This window comes from Collinsella sp. AM42-18AC (genome assembly GCF_003467965.1).
Classification (GTDB): Bacteria; Actinomycetota; Coriobacteriia; order Coriobacteriales; family Coriobacteriaceae; genus Collinsella.
In genome coordinates this window covers 1-20,769 of the sequence record NZ_QSFY01000021.1, presented here as the reverse complement: position 1 = coordinate 20,769, position 20,769 = coordinate 1, and the positions used below count along the sequence as shown (strand labels likewise).

The 20,769-nt window shown below is 61.0% G+C and carries 18 protein-coding genes; 15 read left to right on the top strand and 3 right to left on the bottom strand.

What is annotated here, in order from left to right:
* Nucleotides 1-547: 547 nt before the first annotated feature.
* The gene (locus DW913_RS09595; protein ID WP_117798340.1) at nt 548-898 is read left to right on the top strand and encodes a hypothetical protein; all 351 of its coding nucleotides are present in this window, start codon (nt 548-550) and stop codon (nt 896-898) included.
* 128 nt (nt 899-1,026) lie between these two features.
* Here DW913_RS09595 and DW913_RS09590 read toward each other — a convergent pair whose 3' ends face one another.
* Nucleotides 1,027-2,166, bottom strand: coding sequence for a DUF389 domain-containing protein (locus DW913_RS09590; protein WP_117798339.1), 1,140 nt, complete (start codon nt 2,164-2,166; stop codon nt 1,027-1,029).
* Between the two features lie 215 nt (nt 2,167-2,381).
* Entirely contained in the window at nt 2,382-4,085 is a 1,704-nt protein-coding gene (locus tag DW913_RS09585) for an OPT/YSL family transporter (RefSeq protein ID WP_117798338.1), read from the bottom strand.
* Between the two features lie 192 nt (nt 4,086-4,277).
* Here DW913_RS09585 and DW913_RS09580 point away from each other — a divergent pair, with 192 nt between their 5' ends.
* From DW913_RS09580 to DW913_RS09530, 11 genes are all read left to right on the top strand, one after another.
* On the top strand, nt 4,278-5,129 hold the full coding sequence (locus DW913_RS09580) for a type III pantothenate kinase (RefSeq protein WP_117798337.1): 852 nt from the start codon (nt 4,278-4,280) through the stop codon (nt 5,127-5,129).
* Nucleotides 5,130-5,213: 84 nt separating this feature from the next.
* Complete coding sequence (locus DW913_RS09575) at nt 5,214-5,738, top strand: dCMP deaminase family protein (RefSeq protein ID WP_117798336.1); 525 nt, start codon at nt 5,214-5,216, stop codon at nt 5,736-5,738.
* Nucleotides 5,739-5,908: 170 nt separating this feature from the next.
* Nucleotides 5,909-6,187 (top strand): NifU family protein, encoded by a 279-nt coding sequence (locus DW913_RS09570; protein WP_099432127.1) that lies wholly within the window; start codon nt 5,909-5,911, stop codon nt 6,185-6,187.
* 109 nt (nt 6,188-6,296) lie between these two features.
* The gene (gene lgt / locus DW913_RS09565) at nt 6,297-7,118 is read left to right on the top strand and encodes a prolipoprotein diacylglyceryl transferase (RefSeq protein ID WP_117798335.1); all 822 of its coding nucleotides are present in this window, start codon (nt 6,297-6,299) and stop codon (nt 7,116-7,118) included.
* A gap of 145 nt (nt 7,119-7,263) precedes the next feature.
* The gene (locus DW913_RS09560; protein ID WP_233542048.1) at nt 7,264-9,447 is read left to right on the top strand and encodes a DUF6020 family protein; all 2,184 of its coding nucleotides are present in this window, start codon (nt 7,264-7,266) and stop codon (nt 9,445-9,447) included.
* Nucleotides 9,448-9,612: 165 nt separating this feature from the next.
* The gene (locus tag DW913_RS09555; protein WP_006234926.1) at nt 9,613-10,419 is read left to right on the top strand and encodes a YebC/PmpR family DNA-binding transcriptional regulator; all 807 of its coding nucleotides are present in this window, start codon (nt 9,613-9,615) and stop codon (nt 10,417-10,419) included.
* A gap of 166 nt (nt 10,420-10,585) precedes the next feature.
* Nucleotides 10,586-11,131 (top strand): hypothetical protein, encoded by a 546-nt coding sequence (locus DW913_RS09550; protein WP_147349647.1) that lies wholly within the window; start codon nt 10,586-10,588, stop codon nt 11,129-11,131.
* Nucleotides 11,124-11,501 (top strand): DUF2273 domain-containing protein, encoded by a 378-nt coding sequence (locus DW913_RS10200; RefSeq protein WP_233542047.1) that lies wholly within the window; start codon nt 11,124-11,126, stop codon nt 11,499-11,501. Before DW913_RS09550 ends, DW913_RS10200 begins: the two co-directional genes overlap by 8 nt.
* A gap of 44 nt (nt 11,502-11,545) precedes the next feature.
* On the top strand, nt 11,546-12,061 hold the full coding sequence (locus DW913_RS09540; protein ID WP_117798333.1) for an Asp23/Gls24 family envelope stress response protein: 516 nt from the start codon (nt 11,546-11,548) through the stop codon (nt 12,059-12,061).
* Nucleotides 12,062-12,267: 206 nt separating this feature from the next.
* Entirely contained in the window at nt 12,268-13,290 is a 1,023-nt protein-coding gene (locus DW913_RS09535; protein WP_117798332.1) for a YitT family protein, read from the top strand.
* A gap of 150 nt (nt 13,291-13,440) precedes the next feature.
* Entirely contained in the window at nt 13,441-14,745 is a 1,305-nt protein-coding gene (locus DW913_RS09530; RefSeq protein ID WP_158566235.1) for a zinc-ribbon domain-containing protein, read from the top strand.
* Nucleotides 14,746-14,885: 140 nt separating this feature from the next.
* Here DW913_RS09530 and DW913_RS09525 read toward each other — a convergent pair whose 3' ends face one another.
* On the bottom strand, nt 14,886-16,349 hold the full coding sequence (locus DW913_RS09525; protein WP_117798330.1) for a M20 family metallopeptidase: 1,464 nt from the start codon (nt 16,347-16,349) through the stop codon (nt 14,886-14,888).
* A gap of 168 nt (nt 16,350-16,517) precedes the next feature.
* Here DW913_RS09525 and DW913_RS09520 point away from each other — a divergent pair, with 168 nt between their 5' ends.
* The 3 genes from DW913_RS09520 to groL all read left to right on the top strand — a co-directional run bounded on the left by DW913_RS09520 (nt 16,518) and on the right by groL (nt 20,618).
* Nucleotides 16,518-18,155, top strand: a complete 1,638-nt coding sequence (locus DW913_RS09520) for an amidohydrolase (RefSeq protein WP_233542046.1) — start codon at nt 16,518-16,520, stop codon at nt 18,153-18,155.
* A 435-nt stretch (nt 18,156-18,590) separates the two neighbouring features.
* Nucleotides 18,591-18,884, top strand: coding sequence for a co-chaperone GroES (groES, locus tag DW913_RS09515; RefSeq protein WP_022094351.1), 294 nt, complete (start codon nt 18,591-18,593; stop codon nt 18,882-18,884).
* Between the two features lie 96 nt (nt 18,885-18,980).
* Nucleotides 18,981-20,618, top strand: a complete 1,638-nt coding sequence (groL, locus tag DW913_RS09510) for a chaperonin GroEL (RefSeq protein ID WP_006234938.1) — start codon at nt 18,981-18,983, stop codon at nt 20,616-20,618.
* The last annotated feature ends 151 nt before the right edge of the window (nt 20,619-20,769 follow it).

The window sequence follows — 20,769 nt, the reverse complement described above, 5'->3', positions numbered from 1 at the left end:
AGAGCAAACCACCCCTTTTAGGGGTGGTTTTGATTGCACATATGTTGCGTAAATAGCGTTGCAGGCGCCTTCAGCGGACTCGGATTTCGGAAGTATGCGGCAAAATTTGAATAGGCCGAGCACACTGGATATGCCCAAGCTTTGTACCTGCGGTTTTATTGGTGAAAAACCGGGGTGTGCTCGAGGGCTCCGGAATTTGCCGCATACTTCCGAAAACAACGTCTCGGTGGCACCAAAAATTGCCTCCAGAACCCTGAGATAATGAACATATGTAGCCGTTCGCCGCAAATTATCGTCCGTTCATGGAACCTATCTCCAACGAGTTGTAACCATATGGTTTGATGTTGGAAACATATGATTGCCGGCAGGCCATAGGCGACGTTCCCCCTGATATCGGAGGTTCCAGGTATGTTTCACGCTCCGTTAAGCAACTATCGGCTGGGCTAGCATGGGCCGCCGCACTATCTCAATAACCCTTGCAGTGGTCTGCCTGGCTGTGCTCCTGGGCGCTACAGGGCTGTTTGCTATAAGCCGAGAAACGTCCTATATGCAGGAATGCGCTTCCGAAGGGTTTGCCATTGATGGTTTCTATCGGGATGACAAAACGAGTCGGGTAACCCTGGCTTTTCTTGAGGAGGACAACTGTCGATGGCAGCTGGTCGACCAAGACGGAATCTGCACAGACGGGCAGTTTAAGCGTACGGATGACCCCAACATCCTGATATTAAAGAAGGAAAACGGTGAAGAATTCGGTACGGTCCACGTGGCGTACTTGTCACGCCGACGCGATCAGGGCTTGCTCTACCTATTTAGAGATACCAGGGTGACCCGTTTTTATCTGGTGAGTACCGGTCCGGCGTTTACGGTGGGGTCTGGCGATGTCGATGCGGACAGTTGATTCACGGCAATAAAACAGCGAGCGGGGCACGGACATGAATCGCGCCCCGCTTTTTTGCTCGCGGCCTGCGTCGCGTCTGCGCCTCGTTCCGACTCGCGCCTGTGCGCGCATCCATCTCACATCCCGCATCACTTCACGTCAAACTCAACGCGATCGAGTTCGGGCACGTTGAGGTCAATGAGCTTGCGGGCGACGTGACGGTCGTGCGCCCCAAGCGTCTCGCTTGTCGTCACGTGGGCGACAACCTCGCGCTCGACCATGCCTTCCTCGTTCCCTTCGGCAGCCGAGGTCTCGACGGCGACGGTGTAATCCTTAAAGCCTGGCAGCACCGCGGCAAGCTCGCGTGTGGTCTCGGTGACACCGTAGCCGTCCTGCACGCCGGCCTGTGCCGAGCCAATGGAACCCGCCGTCATGATGATGCAGGGGATGGCAAAGATCACCGTGCCCACAATAATGCGGCGGCGCACCTTGCGTGACAGCTCGTCGACCTCGGCATCTTCTTCGGCGGTCACAATGCCGTCGCCGTTGAGGTCGCGCTTGAGCGGCACGCGCAATAGAAGTAGTACGGCTTCGGCCGCGAGCGCGATAAAGACCACGTTGATGCCAAACTCGTAGAGCGCCGAGAGGAACAGCGAACCGCTCGCGATGGCGATGCCATAGCCCGCCGCGCACAGGGGCGGCATGAGCGCGGTTGCCACGGCCACGCCCGCGATAAGCGTGGCGGGTTCCTGGTCGCGTGAGTTGCCTAGGCCGCCTGCAAAGCCGCCGGCGAGCGCGACAGCGAGGTCCCACACGGTGGGCGTCGAGTTGTCGATGATGGCGGCCGTGGTGGTGCCAAGGGGCGAGAGCTTAAAGTACAACGTGGATGTGACCAGGCAAAAGGCCATTTGCAGCGCAAGGCCGGCGACGGCTTCGACGGTAATCTCGCGGTCGAGCGTGGCGATGCCGTATGCCGTGGCAAGGACCGAGCCCATGAGCGGGCAGATGAGCATGGCACCTACAATGGCGATATCCGAGTCGATATCGAGGCCGATGCTCGCGATCAACATGGCAATGATGAGGATGCATAAGTGCGAGCCAGTCAGGCGCGCCCCGTTTACAAAGCGCTTGCGAATCACGTGATAGGGCGCGCGTCCCTCGCGTATGTTGAACGCCTGCTTAAGGAAACGGGTGGCATTCTCCATGGCCTCGCTGTGTGCAGGGCGTATACCGTGACGACGATGATGACGCTCGCGCAGCCGCTTGATCTGTTGTTTGTCGAGTTCCATGCTTACCTCGTTTAGCTTCTGAGCCGCTTCTTGCGTCTGTCGTCTTTACTCTACACCGCGTTAGGCGAGGTGTCAGACAAGGTTTGTTGACCTGGAAGTCAGGACAATCGACATGGCTAAAACGCCGTGAGGATCATAAGAGTCAAATAGACAAAAAAGCGCGGGGCCGGTTTGATTCCGACCCCGCGCTCTGCGCTGGTGCGTTGTTGTTCGGCCTACCCCAGCAGGCTCAGACCAACAGAGACAAACGCCAGGATAACGCCGACGATGGACTCGCCGCCGAGCAGGCCGCTGGCAACGACCAAGCCCTGCTCCTGGAAGGCGGCATCCTTGGCAGCCCTCTCCTCGTCAGAAAGACCGGCGGTGGCGTCGCGGTGGGCGGACCACTTGTCGTAGGCGAGTTTGACGCAGGAGCCCAGGAATGCCGTGAGTGACATGTAGAACGGCAGGTACACGCCCAGGCCGATCATCATGGCCGGAATGCCGAGCCAGTACATGACGATGCCGGCGATAAAGCCGCCTGCGAACCACGGTACGCTCGGGATGCCCGAGACCATGGTGGCGACAACGCTTGCCTGCGCGGCCACAAAGCTCTTGTCGGGGCCGAAGGCGTCCGGACCATAGGCGGTGACGAGCGCGACCATGACGGCGGCGGCGACCAGGGCGCCCACGATGCCGCCGATGGCCTGGCCGACCCACTGTGCGCGCGGGTTGGTGCCCAGCACGGCGCCGGCCTTAAAGTCGTTCATGACGTCGCCCGCAAGGCCGCACGCCACGGCCACGATGCCGGCGATAAAGAACAGTTTGACCTGAGCGAGCTGTGCGAAGGCGGCAACGATGAGCATGACGATGAGGCCAAAGATCTCCATGGGGTCGATGCCCGTCTGGCCGCAGCTCTGCGCGCTCATGATAGTGGTGACAAAGGTGAACAGCGTCACGATGACGGCCGGAACGGGGCCAAGGTCAAGCACGATGGCGATGATCACGGCGATGGCGGCAGCGCCCAGGCCGATGATACCGGCGTCGAGCTTGAGGGAGCCCGAGATGAGCGACTGCTCGTCGGTGTCGGTGGAGCTGTCGGCGGCGAGACCGCGGACGATACCGGCGACCTGCGGCAGGATGTCCTTGAGGACGACGGCGACGCCAAAGCCCATCATGAGGCCCATACCCAGGGACTTGACGATGCCCTGCGCAGTCACAACGTCGAACAGACCGGCAGCGGTGCCGCCCACAATGATGCCAAAGTTGCCCAGCAGGGCGCCGGCAAACCAGAAGGCGACGGGGGCGAAGCCCACGAGGAAGCCGACGGAGAGCAGCATGGGCGAGTTGTAGATGCCAAAGGTCACGCCGGGGATGTTGAGCGTGCATAGCATGCTGGGCACCACGCCCAGGGCGTCGCGAAGCACGCTGTAGATGCCTGCGATGGCCATGGAGCCAAAGAGCTGCTTGCCGGTCTTGCCGCCGGCCTCGGTCGCGCGCAGGGTCTGAGCTGCGGCGTTGCCGGTGGGGAACTCAAGCGCGGCATCCACGATAAAGTGACGGTGAATGAGTGCCGTGGCCAGCAGGCCCAGGATGGTGCCGGCGAGTGCCACGATAAACATGTCGAGCCAGCTGATCTGGTCGGCATAGCCCAGCATCCAGGCGCCCGGGATGGTAAACGCCAGGCCGCCGGCGACCATGGCGCCTGCGGACATGATGGTGTGGGTGACGTTGGCCTCGTTGAGGCTGGCGTTGCCCATGAGCTTCAGGAAGAACAGCGAGATGACGGCAGCGAAAATAATCGGCCAGGGGAGTGCACCCATCTTGAGGGCCGTGTAGGCCGAGCTTGCCGTGATGATCACGCAGCCAAGGACGCCGATGACGACGCCGCGCAGCGTGAGTTGCCCGCGCATCGAAGCGCGGTTCGAGGGATTGCTCATATAAAACTCCTTTGCGTATATCCGCTTCCCCCGGGAGCGCCGCTACGGATACGGCGCGGGAAGTCGGGTTACCAAGGGCCGCTGCGTGAGCTCGCAAACGACCGCGCACCAGTATAGCCGCAAGTTAGTCATTTTGGGATGACTGGTTTAGGTAGGCGATATACTGCTGGGCAGACGAAAGGAGCGCCGACGATGCTTAATGGGTGCGCATATATATTGACGGTCGACGTGGGCAACACGTTCATTCGCTTTGGCCTGTTTGCCGAGGATTCGGCCGCGGCGCAGGAATGTCCGCTTGCAACGTGCGAGATCACCACGCCGTCGAGCATCACAGCAGACGAGGCGCGCATGCGTCTCGTGCAGGTCATGGCCGCGCTGGCGGCCGATGCGGGCATGCCCGGTGCGCTCGTTCCCGCAGCTGCAGTGCTGAGTTGCGTGGTGCCGGCGCTCGAGCGCCCATGGAAGGCGGCGCTTTCCCGTACCTGCACGGGGCGTGTGCTCACCGTGGGACCGGGTCTCAAGACCGGCATGCCCGTACACTACGACGATCCGGCCGAGATCGGCCCCGACCGCATCGCCGACGCCGTGGCGGCCCGTGCCGTCTACGGCTCTCCGTGCATCGTGATCGACCTGGGCACTACGACCAATATTGAGGTCATCGATGCGCGCGGTACCTTTGTCGGCGGCGTCATCGCGCCGGGTCTGGCGCTCGGCGCCCGCTCGCTCTCGGCTGCTGCGGCACGCCTGCCGCAGGTCGAGCCCTCGGCACCCACGCATGTAATCGGCCGTAACACGCGCGAGGCGATGCGCTCGGGCGTGGTTCTGGGCGAGGTGGCCCGCATCGACGGCATGCTCGACATGGTGCTCGCCGAGATGCGCGCGATCAAGGCCGCGGGGGAGGGCGACGTGCCCATCGTCATTACCGGCGACGACGCCGAGGCACTCGCGGCGTTGGTCGGCCACAGCCTGACGGTAGACGACGCGCTGACGCTGCGGGGTCTCGCCGAGCTCTACCACATCAACCAAAAGCCCCGTCGCGTGTAAAAGTGAGGGCGCCGGTGGGACAAACGCCTCCACCTTTCACCTGCTACAATGGGTCAAATTATTGCGATTACGGAGGTGTCTGCCATGTCGGACGATCTTCATCAAACTTCGTCAGGCAAGCGCCTGGACGTCATTAGCTGGGACGAGTTCTTTATGAGCGTGGCCATCGCCGCGCAGCGCCGCAGTAAGGACCCCAACACGCAGGTGGGCGCGTGCATCGCCAGCACCAACCACCGCATCCTTTCGGTGGGCTACAACGGTACGCCCTCGGCGCTCAACGACGACTTTTTCCCGTGGGGCACGAGCGACGACCCGTTGCAGGACAAGCACAACTACGTGGTGCATGCCGAGGCAAACGCCGTGCTCAACTACCGTGGCTCGCTCAAAGATCTTGAGGGTTCCACGGTCTACGTCACGCTGTTCCCGTGCCACGACTGCGCCAAGATTTTGGCGCAGGTGGGCGTGGGCGAGGTTGTCTACCTGGACAACAAGTACGCCGACACCGATGACGGACGCATCAGCCGCCGCATCCTCGACTCCTGCGGCATCAGCTACCGCCAGGTTGTCGTCGATGTTCACATCGGCACCGAGGGGCAGGCTCAGCAGTAGCGCGTGGCAACGCCAGCTGGCGGCAAAACAGCCAAAAGAGACCCGTCCCAAATTGACCGCTCGTGAAAGTCGTGTCCGCACGCATGGCTGGCGCCTAAGCGGGTACATGGCTGTAGTAACATAGCCCCTGTCCGCGGGCGTGCCCGCGTTATTGTGAGAAAGGAGCCCCTGTGGCTGTTAACGAAGAGCTGCTTAAGAAGGTTCTTGAAGAGATTCGCCCCAACCTGCAGGCCGACGGCGGCGATATGGAGTATGTGGGCGTTGACGACGAGGGCGTCGTCAAACTGGAGCTGCAGGGCGCTTGCGCCGGCTGCCCCATGAGCTCGCTGACCCTGTCCATGGGTATTGAGCGCATCCTCAAGGAGCATGTGCCCGGCGTTACCCGCGTGGAGCAGGTCAATGCCTCCGGTGAGACCGACGACCTGTACGACGAGTACGCGCCGTTCTAAGATGCGAAAGCTGCGGACGGCATACTCCGCATAGACGTTACGCCCAAATATGCGGCTGCGAGCGCAAGGCCCGCGGCCGCATTTGTATGTAGGGAGTAGGAGGGTCGACATGCTCAACGACTTCTACCATATGCTTGATCCCGTCGCGATTTCGGCGGGGCCCATCACGATTTACTGGTATGGTCTGGCCTATGTGGTCGGCGCCCTGCTCACGGCGGTCGTCATGTACCGCACGCAGCGTCGCTGGGGCTTTAACATCACGATTGATGACCTGACGAGTGTCGTGGTCGGCGTGGTCTTTGGCCTCATTATCGGTGCGCGCCTGTTCTACGTCATCTTTTACGGCGACGGCTACTACTGGGCACATCCGCTCGAGATCTTTGCCACCAACGAAGGCGGCATGAGCTTCCATGGCGGCTTGGTGGGCGGCATTATCGGCGGCATCATCGTGTGCCGCATGTATAAGCTCGACGCCTGGACCATTGCCGACCTTGCAGTTATCGGTGCTCCGCTGGCGCTGTGCCTGGGACGTTGCGCCAATTTCGTGAACGGTGAGCTGTGGGGCAAGCCGACCGATCTGCCCTGGGGCGTGGTCTTCGGTGGCACCGCGGGCGATATGCCGCGTCATCCCTCCCAGCTCTACGAGGCATTTCTTGAGGGCATCGTGCTCTTTTGCATTCTGCAGGTGCTCAGCCGCAAAAAGCCGCTGCTGCCCCAGGGTACGTTTATGGGCGTGTTCGTGATGGGTTACGGCATCGTCCGCTTCCTCGTCGAGTTCGTGCGCGTGCCCGATGCCCAGCTTGGCTATCTGCTTGGTGGCGTCATCACGATGGGTCAGCTGCTGAGCCTGCCGCTCGTGATCGCCGGCCTGGCGCTCGTCATCTTTGCGCGTCGCCGCAATCGCCCCCAGCGCATCTACCTCGACGCCTAACCACCACATACCACCACAAAGGGGACAGGCACCTTTGTGGTGGTTTGCTGGGCAACGATGACAGAACCGTAACGTTTCCCCAGATAAAACCTGCCAAAATAAACCTGTCCCTTTTTGGCAGGTTTCTAGAAAGGCTCTTTGGACTGTGAAGGATTCCGATCTCTCCACAACGGCTGCGCGCGACGCCGCCCGCATCGTCTGGTTTAAGCGCTACCCCGCCAAGCAGACGCTCATCGCATTTTTGCTCGCGCTGTTGGCGACCACGGCGTTTTCCATCGATCCCGCCCCGGTGTCGAGCAACGCAGTCTTGGCGATTGACCCCAAAGCCTCGGGCATGCTGTACGTGTGCTACGAGGTACTCCTCTCGTTTGCCGGCCATACCGACGCGGTCATGCTGCTTGCGCTTGCCTGCCTGCTCACCTTGCCGTTTCGCTACGTGTTCTTTGGCCGTGGCGACACCTGGCGTCCATCGATCATTCTGCCGTCGCTGTTCTTCGCCATCTGCATGGTGTTCGGTCGCAGCTACGATCTCACCGACTCGGCCGAGATTGTCCTTGGCGACAAAGCTCGCATCATCTGCGCCTGGATTGGCGGCGCGGGCTGGATGCTCCTGGCGATCGTTGCCTTCTACCTTGCCTTTGAGTGTCTAGATTGGCTGAGCTCTCGGCGCATTCCGTTTTCGGAGGCGCACTTTGGCCGCGTATGGCGTGTGGCTCACGCCGTGCTCTCGGTCCATCCCTTTGCCGGGCCCTTCCTGGTGCTTATGGTCGCCTGGGCGCCCACACTCATCGCTTCGCTGCCCGGCCTTTTTATGGGGGACACCGGCGCGCAGATTCGCCAGTGGTTCAACTATCCCAACGGCACGAGCGACTACCTGCGCCTACTCAACCCCAACGTGCTGCTCAACGGACATCACCCCGTGGTGCACACGGCCATTATCGGCTCGTGCGTTCAGCTGGGGCTTTCGCTGTTCAACAGCGCTAACGCGGGCCTCATCATCTATACCTGCGCTCAGTTTGTCATCACGGCTGCCTGCATGGCCTATTCCATCTCGTCGCTGCGCAAACTGGGCGTGAGCCTGCCGGTTCGCGGTGCGATCCTGCTGTTCTTTGCGTTTATGCCGATGTTCTCTAACTACGCGGCCCTGCTCACCAAAGACGTGCTCTTTGCCGACGCGTTTTTGGTGCTGCTGGTACAGACCGTCAAGCTCGTGGCATGTGGCTTGCCCCGTCGTGATGCCAATGTCGAGCGAGCGGGTGAGAAAGCCCCCGTGCTCTTTGCGCGTCACGACTGGCTGTTGCTTGCGCTGGCTGCCATGGGTTCCACGTTTTTGCGCAATGGAGGTCTGGTCTTTCCGTTGGCGGCCTGCGTGATTGCGGCGGCGTTTTGCGCATGGGATGTACATGTCGCTCGCCGTGCGGCTAAGCAGACGGGCACCGCGGTCTCATGCGCCACGCTGCGCTTCCGCTGGGTTGGCGTCCTCGCGGTGCTCGCGCTCTGCCTTGCCTCTAATATGTACTTCACCAAGGTCTTTATGCCGGCGCACGACATCACGCCTGGTTCCAAGCGCGAAATCCTCTCGATTCCGTTCCAACAGACGGCTCGTTTCGTCCAAAAGCACGACGGCCTCAACTCGGGCGTCAACCCTACGGTTAAGGAGGACGGCACTATCGTGGAGGCACCCTGCGACGGTTTGGTGACCGACGTGGAGCGCGTCGTGATCGATCGCGTGCTCAAGTACGAGAACCTGGGCCGCCGCTACAACCCTGACAAGTCCGATGCCGTCAAGAACTGCTTTAACGAGTACGCCTCGCAGGAGGACATCAAGGCCTATTTTGAGGTCTGGGCGCAGATGTTCAAAAAGGATCCCGAGTGCTATATCTCGGCGCTCATCAATAACTATTACGGCTACTTTTATCCGAGTGCCCGCGATGCCTGGGTCTACAGCACGGCGCGTAGTGCCGAGATCATGGCGCGTCCCGACAACCTCAAGTACTTCGACTTCCATCCGGTTGACAGCAACGTGGTGCGCTGGTGTGACCACCTGATCAATCTGTACCGTGTGGCGGTGCAGCGCATCCCGTTTATTTCGCTCACCATGAGCTCGGCCACCTATGTGTGGATCATGATTGCCGTGGTGGTCTACCTGCTGCGTCGTCATTCGTGGCGCGGGCTGGCCATTTGGGTGCCGCTGCTGGGCGTGCTCGCCGTGTGCCTGATTGGCCCGTGCAACGGCTCGACCTACATGCGCTACCTGTATCCGGTCATCGCTTGCATGCCCTTCGCCATCGGTGCCACCGTCACCCGTAGCGACTTCCTCTGGTCCTAACTTGGTGCATTGGGGTCAGGTTGCTTTGCACCAAAGGGTGGCATCATCACGACGCCTTCATTTTGGGGTTTATCTCGCAGGCCAGTAGGTATATCATAACGACGTTTGTTTATATTGCCCGAGCATCTGCGCTGGGCTTTAGGTCGAAACCGATAGGAGACACGTATGTCCGGACACTCTAAGTGGGCCACAACCAAGCATCGTAAGGGCGCGCAGGACGCCAAGCGTTCCGCCCTCTTCTCCAAGCTCAGCCGCAACATCACCGTTGCTGCCCGTCTCGGCGGTGACCCGCTGCCCGAGAACAACGCCAGCCTCGCCGCTGCCGTTGCCAAGGCCAAGGCTCAGTCCATGCCTAAGGACAAGATCAAGTCCGCTATCGACAAGGCTTTTGGTTCGGGTGCCGATGCCGCCGTCTACGAGAACATCGTGTACGAGGGCTATGGTCCCGCCGGTGTCGCCGTCTATGTTGACTGCCTGACCGACAACCGCAACCGTACTGCCGCCGATGTCCGTTCCGCCTTCTCCCACGCTGGTGGCAACCTGGGCACCTCCGGCTCCGTCGCCTTCCAGTTTGAGCGCAAGGGCCAGATTGTCGTCGCCAAGGAGATCCTGGACGAGAACGCCAAGAAGGAGACCATGATCGCCAACGGTGCTGCCGGTGACGAGGATGAGTTCATGATGGCGATCGCCGAGGCCGGTGGCGAGGACTACGAGGACGCCGGCGAGGAGTGGATCGTCTGGACTACTGCCAACGAGGTCATGGCTGTCTCTAAGGCGCTCGAGGAGCAGGGCGTCCAGGTCAAGGGCTCCGAGACCACCATGGTCCCGACCACCCCGACCGAGGTCTCCGGTGCCGACGCCAAGAAGGTTCAGCGCCTCATCGACCGTCTTGAGGAGCTCGACGACGTCCAGGATGTTTACAGCACCATGGACATGACCGACGAGGTCATCGCTGCCCTCGAGGAGGAGTAGCGCCCGCACGGGTTAAGCCGTGCATATCTGGGCATAATGAAGCGAGCATGCAAGCCTCGTGGAATAGATGAGCCGGATCCGCGTGCGTAGAGCACCGGACCCGGCTCTTTTATAATGATGCGAACCGTTTTGCATTTCGAGAGCCGAGATTTGAAGGGAGCGCCGCGTGCGCGTACTCAAACGAGCCCTAGCGATCGTGTACCTTGCCGCTACCATCGTGGCGCTGGGTACGCTTGTCTGCCAGTTTTGGGGGCCGTATACGTATCGCTTTATGTTGCTGATGCGCGACCCCATGCCGCGCATCGTCGTCACGGCGTGCGCCGGCGTCGTGGCGATCGGCGTGCTGGTAAGCTTCTTCCGCCTGATGTTCGCCCGTCGCGAACCGTCCTGCGTGCATCCGGCGGGGGAGCGCAATATCGAGGTTACCCTTGCGGCGCTTTCTTCGTGCGCCAGGGCTGCTGCCGAGCGCGACGACCGCGTGATGGTCGAGCATGTCGAGGCCCGCGTCCAAGGCTCCGACGATTCGCACGTCCGTTTTAAGGTCGAGGCTATCGCGCTTGACGATAAGGACGTGGCATCTCTGGCTACCGCGATGCAGCAGCGCATCGAGGAAGCTTGCGACACCATGCTCGGCACGCCGGGTACGACTACGCGCGTCCGTTTTTTGCCGTCCAAGACTACCGTCCAGACCGTGGAGGTTTCCGGTGAGTGATACCAATCAAGATAAGACCGCTCGTACGCCGCGCTTGACGATTGACCAGAGCGCCACGCCGGCGAGCGAACCTGTTGATTCCAAAGCAGAGGCAACCGAGTTGCAAGACGCGGCAGCCGTGGATTTTGACGAGGCTATGGGTCTCATCAAGGGTACGGGCGCTGCCATCTGGAGCTATGCTGTGCGTCATCCCAACACCACGCTCGGTGCCGTCGCTGGCTTTATCCTCGCCGTGTTGGTGCTCACGCTCGGCCTGTGGGACACGCTCGTCATTGCATTCTTCGTGCTGATCGGCGCTGTGATCGGCCAAATTCGCGACGGCGAGAACGGGATCGTCAACTTCTTCGGCCGTCTGTTTAGCGGTCGCTAATATGTATTCGACTGTCGCATCCGCGGCAGGCATAAGGAGGAACCATGGCTTTTAATACGAAGGTCGATGTAGCCGATACCGAGCTCGAGGCAGACGAGACCGTCGTCGCCGAGGCCGAAGGCGTGACGCTCGAGGACGAGGCGCTTGTCGAGGCCGAATCCGATACGGATGAGGACGACGAGGAAGCAGACGAGTCCGAGGACTCGCTGACCTATTCCAACGGCGTGATCGAGAAGATCGTTGCCATGGCCACTCGCGAGGTTCCGCACGTTCTGGGCATGAAGGGTAACCTCATGCACTTTGTGCAGGAGCAGTTTGGTGCCGAGAATCTGACCAAGGGCGTGACGGTCGAGGTCACCGATGACAATCGCGTGGTCGTCAACATCTCCGTCATCATCGAGTACGGCGCCTATGCGCCCGCGATCTTCGACGATGTCAAGGCACGTGTCACCGAGCGCCTTGCCGCGATGACTGGCCTTGAGGTGGCGGGCGTCAACCTGCGCATCGAGGATGTCATCACCCCCGAGGAGTACGAGCACCGCACCAGCCAGCACGAATAACCTTCCAAAAGGGGACAGGTTTGTTTTGGCAGGTTTTATCTGCGAAAACGTTAAACGGCCGACCGCGCAAGCAAAAGCGTGGCCGGCCGTTTTTATACGTTCCCGATGTAGTCATACCGCTCGTCTAACTGGGGGTTGCAATCCCTACGTTCCGCGTTACTCTAATGGGCGCATTGTTTCCAAATTGTTAACGAGGAGTTGCCGTAATGGCCGACGAGCACGAAACAGAAAGCAAGGCATGGGCGATTGAGGCCGCTGCGGCAGAGGCGGCGTCGCGTGCTGCCGAGGAGGTGCATCGTCCTCCCGTGGTGCCGATGGAGCGCGTGGTCGATCGCGATGTTATCGAGCGGGGCGAGCGCGCTGGTCGCAAGCGCAGCCAGGAGCCGGGCTTTCCGCGCTTTTTTGCCGAGCTCAATTTGGGCCTGATCCTCACGGCCTTTGCCATCGTCGCGTTTAAAACCCCTAATCACTTTGCTTTTGGCGGCACCTCGGGCGTGTCGGTCATTCTGTCCACGCTGTTCCCGACCCTGCCCGTCGGCGTTTTTATGTGGATTATCAATGCGGTCCTGGTCGTTCTGGGCTTTATCTTTTTGGAGCGCAAGGCAATCCTGTGGAGCGTTTTCGCCTCGTTTGCGCTTTCGGCCTACGTCTCGCTGTTTGAGCTCTTCATTCCGACCGATGTCTCTCTGACGGGTGATATGTGGCTCGACCTGTGCTTTGCCGTCATCTTGCCGGCGCTCGGCAGCGCTATTGTCTTTGACATCGGCGCCTCGACGGGTGGCACGGACATTCTTGCCATGATCCTCAAGCGCCGCACCACGCTCGAGATTGGCCGCGCTCTGCTGCTGGTCGATATCGGCATCGTGACCATTGCGGCCTTTTTGTATGGCCCGCGTGTCGGTCTTTATTGCGTGCTTGGCTTGTTTGCCAAGACGCTTGTGGTTGACAAGGCCATCGAGAGCATTCACCTGCGCAAAGTCTGCACGGTCATTTGCTCCGAGCCGCGCAAAGTCGAGGAGTTTATCGTCAAACATCTCAACCGTACGGCGACTATCAGCCGCGGCTACGGTGCCTTTTCGGGCAAGTGCGTGACGGTGATTATGAGCGTGCTGAGTCGTCGCGAGGCCGTGCAGCTGCGTCGCTATGCTCGCGAGATCGATCCGGGTGCCTTTATCACGATCGTCGACAGCTCCGAGATCGTCGGCAAGGGCTTCCGCGGAACGAACTAACGCGGTCGAGCTTATCAAACAATCGAATAGCGCCCTGCGCATTGCAAATGCGTCATGTTGGAGTATTTGTCCCCACATTGGGTGATAATGATGCCAAAGACATCGTTTGCGATCCAGATGATTCGCTCAAGATACGAAGGGATGATCTCGATGTTCTGTTCGCAGTGTGGTGCCCCCATGGGCGACAACGATAAGTTCTGTGGTGCGTGTGGTGCCCCCAATGCCGGTGCCGCAGCCTCTGCCCCTCAGGGTCAGCCCCAGCAGTTTGTTCCGCAACCGCCCGTGGCGAATGCGCCAAAGGGCTGTGTGGCTCAGGCGTTCCAAGATATGACCAAGACTCCGGGTGTGCTTCAGCGTGTATGCCAAATCGCGTTTTTGCCGGCGCTGATTTGCGTTGTGTCGGTGCTCGTGTTGTTTATTCCCGTTATTGGCGGCATTGCGGCTGCCATCGGCTTTTTGGCAGCTTGCATTGCGAGCGTGTGTGGTTCCGGCTTTGGTATTGAGTGGGGTCGCGATCTGTCGCTCAAGGTTGATGACGGTATGGATCGTCCACTCATGCGTTCCACGTCGTTTGGCCTCGGAGTCTTTTCGAGCGTTATCTCGGTCGTGCTCGAGGTTATCGCTGCCATTCCCGTTATCGGTGTAGTGCTTTCGCTGGTGGAGAGCGTGGTAATTGGCGCCGCGGGCTCGTATTCGTATTACGGCTCTTATGCACTCGAGGCAGCGCTGTTCGGCTCGCTTGGCCTGCTTGTCCTGGCTATGATTGCCACGGCGGTCTTGGGGGTCTTCTTTAAGATGTTCGCCGACATTGCCGTGATGCACTTTGCGGTGACCGGTCGTGTCGAGAGCGCGTTTTCGCTCGATAAGGTCTGGGCGGCCTTTAAGCACAACAAGACCAAACTGTTCTGCGCTTCGTTCCTTCCCGAGTTTTTGACGGGCCTGGTCGCCAACGTTGTCACCTGGATCCTGACGTTCGTCTTTGGCACCATTGCCTCTGTCGGTATGTATAGCTACTACTACCGTCCTACGGCTATTGAGGCGCTTGTTACCGGCGGTGGCATCACGCTCGTATTGTTCTTGGTGCTGACGGCGTTTGTCACGGTATTCCTCACGGTCTTTGGCAAGATGCTCAAGCACCGTGCCGTTGGCTATTGGGTCGCGCGCTACGCAAGCGAGTGGGCCGACGAGGACAAGGACGACGTCCTGACTTTTGTGCTGCCGTTTGAGAAGAAGTCTGCTCCGGCTGGTTTTGGCGCCGACGCAGCGCCCGTATCCGATTCCGCTGCGGCGCCGGCGCCTGCGCCCGAGCCCGAGCCCGAGCCCGAGCCCGAGCCCGAGCCTGAGCCCACGCCCGTGCCTGAGCCCGAGCCCGCGCCCATGCCGGAACCGGAGCCCGAGCCTGCGCCTGAGCCCGAGCCTGCGCCAAGCTCCGACGAGGACCCGCAGGACGAGTAACCCTGCCACCTGCCATTTGGGGACGGGGTGGAAACGGTAGAAATAGCGCTTGACAAATAAGCGGGGACGGACGTGCCGAAGCGTCCGCCCCCGCTTTGATATCGCGATGCGGCTATGACTGCGAGATGGTCGTGGATCGACTACTCGTCGTGCTTCTCCTCGCGGCGAGCGGCGGCACGTGCATCATGGATGCCCTTGATGGCGGCATGGCGCGCCGTGCGGGCATCATGGATAGCATCGCGAGCCTCGGCGGTCGTCGCCTTGGCAGAGCGCAACTTGGCGGCCAGATCGGGGTTGGTTTCGGCGACCGCGGTAATCGCGGGGCCGTCGAGCTCCTCTTGCGTGGGCTCGGCCAAAAAGTCGATAGCATACTGGGCGGCCACCATGGAGCCCTTTGCCAGTACGGTCTCGTCAATCTTGTAAAAGCAGGAATGCTGGGCGTACGTGGCGCCAATCTTGGGGTTGCGCGTACCTACAAAGGCGAGCACGCCCGGTACGCGGCGCAGGTACTCCGAAAAATCCTCGCCCGAAAGCGTGCCGCGATAATGGCCTTGGCCGGTGGGACCCAGGCATTTGATTACAGCCTGACGGCAGCGTTCGCTCGAGGCGACCTCGTTTTCGACCTTGTAGTTGGCGATGGTGTAGTCGGTGAGCTCTGCCTCGGCGCCCAGAGCTGCCGCGGTATGCTCCACGATGCGGCGCATAAGCTCCGGCATTTCCTCGTGGGTCGAATCTCCGTAGGTGCGCACCGTGCCGGCGAGGTAGGCCGTGCCGGCGATAACGTTGCGCGCGGTGCCGCCGTGCAGCTCGCCGACGGTGATGACAGCCGGCTCATAGGGGCTGATCTCGCGCGAGACGATGGTCTGCAGGGCATTGACGATCTCGGCGGCCACCATGACGGCGTCGTGGCCGCGTTGGGGCATGGCGCCATGGCACGAGGTGCCGCGGACATCAATGCGGAACCAGTCGGTATTGGCCATGCGCGGACCGGGCTCGCAGCTTACGGTGCCGGCGTCGACCTCGCTCCAGATATGCGCGGCGTAGGCACCATCGACGCCGTCGAGCACGCCCGTGCCGATCATGAGCTTGGCGCCCTGGCCGTTTTCCTCGCTGGGCTGGAAGACGATGCGGACCTCGCCGTGGATGTCATCGGTCATGTGGCGCAGAATCTGTAGCGTGCCGAGCATCATGGCGATATGGCAGTCGTGACCGCAGGCGTGCATGCAGCCCTCGTTGACGCTGGCGAATTCCTCGCCGGTCTGCTCGGTGACGGGCAGGGCGTCGATGTCGGCGCGCAGCAGGATGCGGCGGCGCGGCGTGCCGTCCTCGCGGTAGGCATCGGGCGCGGTACCGCGAAGCGTCGCCACCAGGCCCGTCTTGAGCGGGCGCTCGTAGGGGATATTCATGGCGTCGAGCTGGTTGGCGATGTCGGAAGTCGTGCGCTCCTCGGCAAGGCTCAGCTCCGGGTGCTTATGGAAGTGCCGGCGCTGCTTGATGATGTAGGGTTCAAACTCGGTGGCAATATCTCGGATGGCCGCGGTGACGTCGTCTGCCGCGCGAACCTCGGTTGCCGCCATAATCTGCTGTGCCTTGGTCTTCGTCATGGTCGATTTGCTCCTTGCTGGGTTGATCGCAAAATCGTACAGGCTCTCTCCAGTATGCCACCTGCCGCTAGGGCTGGTAAAGTTGCCGTTTGCCGCTTGGGGTTTTGTTGCAAGGGCGGGGGAGTACACTCGGGGGTGTTGAATTACCTGCCAGAGATGGGGATGCCCATGCAACATATCGATCGGATTATCCGCTCCAAGAACGTCTTTACCGCGCAAGACGGTATCGATACCGCCCGCGAGCTGGCGATCGCCATCGCGGGTGATCGCATCGTCGCAGTCGGCGCGCCCGATGACGTGATTGCCGCCGCACCTGCCACTACGTCGGTGGTCGATTACGGCGAGCAGTTTATCTGCCCCGGTTTCCATGACGCTCACCTGCACTTCTTCCATACCTCGGTCGGTTCCTCGCCGTACATGCTCATGGATATGGGCACGTCAGAGGCGGCGCTGGTGCAGCATGCGCTCGAGTTTTCCCAGGACCTGCCCGACGACGCCTGGGTCGTGACCCAGGGCTGGCGCGATTACCGCTGGGACCCGCCCGAGCATCCCACCAAGGCATCGCTCGATGTGGCCTTCCCCGATCGCCCCTGTGTTATGTATTCGGGCGACGGGCATACCCTGTGGCTCAACAGCCGCGCACTCGAAGCCCTCGGCGTGACACGCGACAGCGAGCCTCCGGCGGGTGGCAGCTACGACAAGGATGCAAATGGCGAGCTCACGGGCATTGCTCACGAGGCTGCGGCCATGCAGCTGCTGCCGCGCTGTCTTGAGTGGCTGGGCGAGGACCGCATCGCGAGCTCGTATGCCGACCAAATGAAACGCATGGCCGAGCAGGGCATTACCTCGATTTGCGACATGTCGCTCATGCCCATGCCGGGCTGCGACTTTATCCGCGACGACGTCTACGACAAGCTTCAGGCGATCGGCAAGCTGGGCATTCGCGCCCATCTGTTTCCCACGCTGCTGGATGACCAATCGCGCTTGGAAGAACTCCAGACCCGCTACGCGAACAACGCGCTGCTCTCGGCGCCAGGTTTTAAACAGTTCTTCGACGGCGTGTCGAGCGAGCATACCGCATACCTCACTGAGCCCTATACCAACCCGCGCTTCCCGGGCGACCAGGGTCGCCTGACGGTTCCTGTCGAGCGCATGCGCAAGCTAGTTCTGGCTGCCGCGGAGCGCGGCCACACCGTGCGCATCCACGTCATCGGCGACGGTGCCATCCATGCCGCGCTTGATATCTTTGAGGAAGCCGCCGACCTGTATGGCCTGCCTAAGCATGGTCACAACACGCTTGAGCACCTGGAGAATTTGCTGCCTCAGGACATCGATCGTCTGCGCAAGCTCAACGTCATTGCCTCGAGCCAGCCTTGCCACATCACGCTCGACCCGGGTGGCCCGGAACGCGACCTGGGCCTGGAACGCAGCCGCATCATGTGGCCGTTCGCGACCTATAAGCAGCGCGGCATCCGCCAAGCCTTCGGTACTGACAGCCCTATCACGCCCGTTACCAGCATGAACGTGCTCTACACGGCTATCACGCGCCAAGACCCCAAAAGCCACTGGCCCGAGGGCGGCTGGTTACCGAGTGAGCGTATCGACGCGGCAACAGCCCTGCGCAACTACACCCTGGGCAGCGCCTATGCAGCGGGCGACGAGCAAAACCTCGGCAGTCTGGAGCCCGGCAAGTACGCCGACCTGGTAGTCCTGGACCAAAACCCACTCACCATCGACCCCCAAGAACTCCAAGCCACCAAAGTCCAAGCCACCTACCTGGCAGGTAACTTAATCTACGAGCGCTAGCCCCATACCCCACCCACAAGGGGCGCGTTTCAGCAACGTGCCCCTTTCTTGTTCGCACCATCCGCATCGCCATTTTGCTGCACTGACTTTTTTGAATGCCGGGCCCGAATTAGTTAACCTGCCTCCCGTGTGGCTCCGGAGGGGCGGGGCATAAGGTTTATCGCGAGTTCCGCACGAGCCGAAGGCCACTTAATGTGGCCTTCGTGCGAGCAGGACTGCCCGAGCAGGAAACCTTATGCCCCGCCCCTCCGGAACCACACGGGGGCCACCGCTAAGTTATCCCCCGGCATTCAGAAAATCTAAGTGCCAAAAAATAAGATTTTTTGACTCCGTGTTGTATAACCCGCCATTCGTGGGTACCATTCAACGCGTACGCAAACAAAAAGGGTTAATTCGCGTGGTATAACCGCGCGGCCCAAAAAGGAGGAGACAAGCATGTCGTCTTTGAAGCCGCTTGCAGATCGTGTTCTGGTCAAGCCCGACGAGGCCGAGCAGAAGACCGCTTCTGGTCTGTACATCGCCAGCAACGCCCAGGAGAAGCCGCAGCGCGGCACCATCGTTGCCGTTGGCGCCGGCAAGGTCAACGACAAGGGTGAGCGCATCCCCATGGACGTCAAGGTTGGCGACGTTGTCATCTACGGTAAGTTCGGTGGCAACGAGGTCAAGGTCGACGGCGAGAAGTATCTGCTGATGCGCGCCGACGACATCTACGCTGTCGTCGAGGCCTAGTCTCGTCAGAATCTCTGATTCGTCTTTGAACGCGCCTGCCGCATAGGACTCGGAAGCGGCGACGCGAGTCACATTTCTTTTGGAGGATTACCTACCATGGCAAAGAACATTACGTTCAACACCGATGCCCGCGCTAAGCTCGCCAAGGGCGTCAACACTCTGGCCGACGCCGTTACCGTCACCATGGGCCCCAAGGGTCGCTACGTTGCGCTGCAGCGCACGTTCGGTGCCCCGACCATCACCAACGACGGCGTTTCCGTCGCCAAGGAGATCGAGCTCGAGGACAACATCGAGAACATGGGCGCCCAGCTGGTGAAGGAGGTCGCCACCAAGACCAACGACACCGTGGGTGACGGCACCACCACCGCAACCCTGCTCGCTCAGGCTATCGTCAACGACGGTCTGCGCAACGTCGCCGCCGGCGCCAACCCGCTGGCCATCCGTCGCGGCATCGACAAGGCCGTTAACGCCGCCGTCGCCGAGATGAAGAAGCAGGCCAAGCCGGTCGAGACCAAGGAGCAGATTGCTTCCGTCGGTACCATCTCCGCTGGTGACCCCGAGGTCGGCGAGAAGATCGCCGAGGCCATGGAGGTCGTGGGCAAGGACGGCGTCATCACCGTCGAGGATTCCCAGACGTTCGACATCACCATCGACACCGTCGAGGGCATGCAGTTCGACAAGGGCTATGTCTCCGCTTACTTCGTCACGGACAACGACCGCATGGAGGCCGTGATGAAGGATCCGTACATCCTCATCACCGACCAGAAGATCTCCAGCGTTCAGGACATCATGCCCGTTCTCGAGGCTGTCCAGCGCGCTGGTCGTGGCCTGCTCATCATCGCTGAGGACATCGACGGCGAGGCTCTGCCTACCCTGGTCCTCAACAAGATCCGTGGCGCCCTCAACGTCTGCGCCGTTAAGGCCCCGGGCTACGGCGATCGCCGCAAGCGCATCCTCGAGGACATCGCCGTCCTCACCGGTGGCCAGGCTGCCCTGGACGAGCTGGGCGTGAAGGTCGCTGACATCACCGCCGATATGCTCGGTACCGCTAAGTCCGTCACCATCTCCAAGGACAACACCGTCGTCGTCGGCGGCGCTGGCTCCAAGGAGGCCATCGACGCCCGTATCGCTCAGATCAAGGGCGAGATGGAGAACACCACCTCTGACTTCGACCGCGAGAAGCTCCAGGAGCGCCTGGCCAAGCTCTCCGGTGGCGTTGCCGTCATCAAGGTCGGCGCTGCTACCGAGTCCGAGCTCAAGGAGATCAAGCACCGCGTCGAGGATGCCCTGCAGGCTACCCGCGCTGCTGTCGAGGAGGGCATCGTCGCCGGCGGCGGCGTCGCCTTCATGGACGCTGCTCCTGCGCTCGATGCTGTCGAAATCGATGACCCCGAGGAGAAGATTGGCGTCGACATCGTCAAGAAGGCTCTGACCGCTCCGGTCGCCACCATCGCCAAGAACGCTGGCTTTGAGGGCGCTGTCGTGGTCGACAAGGTTGCCGAGCTGCCCGCCGGCCAGGGTCTCAACTCTGCCAACGGCGAGTGGGGCGACATGATCGAGATGGGCGTTCTCGACCCCGTCAAGGTCAGCCGCGTCACCCTGCAGAACGCTGCTTCTGTCGCCAGCCTGATCCTCATCACCGAGGCCACCGTCTCCGATGTGCCCAAGAACACTCAGCTTGAGGACGCTATCGCTGCTGCTACCGCTGGTCAGCAGGGCGGCGGTATGTACTAAGGCCGACAAGGTCTAGAACTCCCACCGGGAATCCGGGGGCGTGACGGGGCTTCTCTCCGGAACGTCCTCGGACATGCAAAGAGGCTCCGCATCGCGCTTCGCGCTGCGGAGCCTCTTTGCGTCCTGACGCTCCTATTTGGCAAGGTGTTTT

Bases quoted from the DNA above. Each gene is read 5' to 3' on its own strand.
- DW913_RS09535 (WP_117798332.1), top strand. From the start codon at position 12,268: ATGGCCGACGAGCACGAAACAGAAAGCAAGGCATGGGCGATTGAGGCC.
- DW913_RS09525 (WP_117798330.1), bottom strand. From the start codon at position 16,349: ATGACGAAGACCAAGGCACAGCAGATTATGGCGGCAACCGAGGTTCGC.
- DW913_RS09590 (WP_117798339.1), bottom strand. From the start codon at position 2,166: ATGGAACTCGACAAACAACAGATCAAGCGGCTGCGCGAGCGTCATCAT.
- DW913_RS09585 (WP_117798338.1), bottom strand. From the start codon at position 4,085: ATGAGCAATCCCTCGAACCGCGCTTCGATGCGCGGGCAACTCACGCTG.
- DW913_RS09555 (WP_006234926.1), top strand. From the start codon at position 9,613: ATGTCCGGACACTCTAAGTGGGCCACAACCAAGCATCGTAAGGGCGCG.
- DW913_RS09540 (WP_117798333.1), top strand. From the start codon at position 11,546: ATGGCTTTTAATACGAAGGTCGATGTAGCCGATACCGAGCTCGAGGCA.
- DW913_RS09580 (WP_117798337.1), top strand. From the start codon at position 4,278: ATGCTTAATGGGTGCGCATATATATTGACGGTCGACGTGGGCAACACG.
- DW913_RS09595 (WP_117798340.1), top strand. From the start codon at position 548: ATGCAGGAATGCGCTTCCGAAGGGTTTGCCATTGATGGTTTCTATCGG.
- DW913_RS09530 (WP_158566235.1), top strand. From the start codon at position 13,441: ATGTTCTGTTCGCAGTGTGGTGCCCCCATGGGCGACAACGATAAGTTC.
- DW913_RS09520 (WP_233542046.1), top strand. From the start codon at position 16,518: ATGCAACATATCGATCGGATTATCCGCTCCAAGAACGTCTTTACCGCG.
- lgt (WP_117798335.1), top strand. From the start codon at position 6,297: ATGCTCAACGACTTCTACCATATGCTTGATCCCGTCGCGATTTCGGCG.
- groL (WP_006234938.1), top strand. From the start codon at position 18,981: ATGGCAAAGAACATTACGTTCAACACCGATGCCCGCGCTAAGCTCGCC.
- groES (WP_022094351.1), top strand. From the start codon at position 18,591: ATGTCGTCTTTGAAGCCGCTTGCAGATCGTGTTCTGGTCAAGCCCGAC.
- DW913_RS09575 (WP_117798336.1), top strand. From the start codon at position 5,214: ATGTCGGACGATCTTCATCAAACTTCGTCAGGCAAGCGCCTGGACGTC.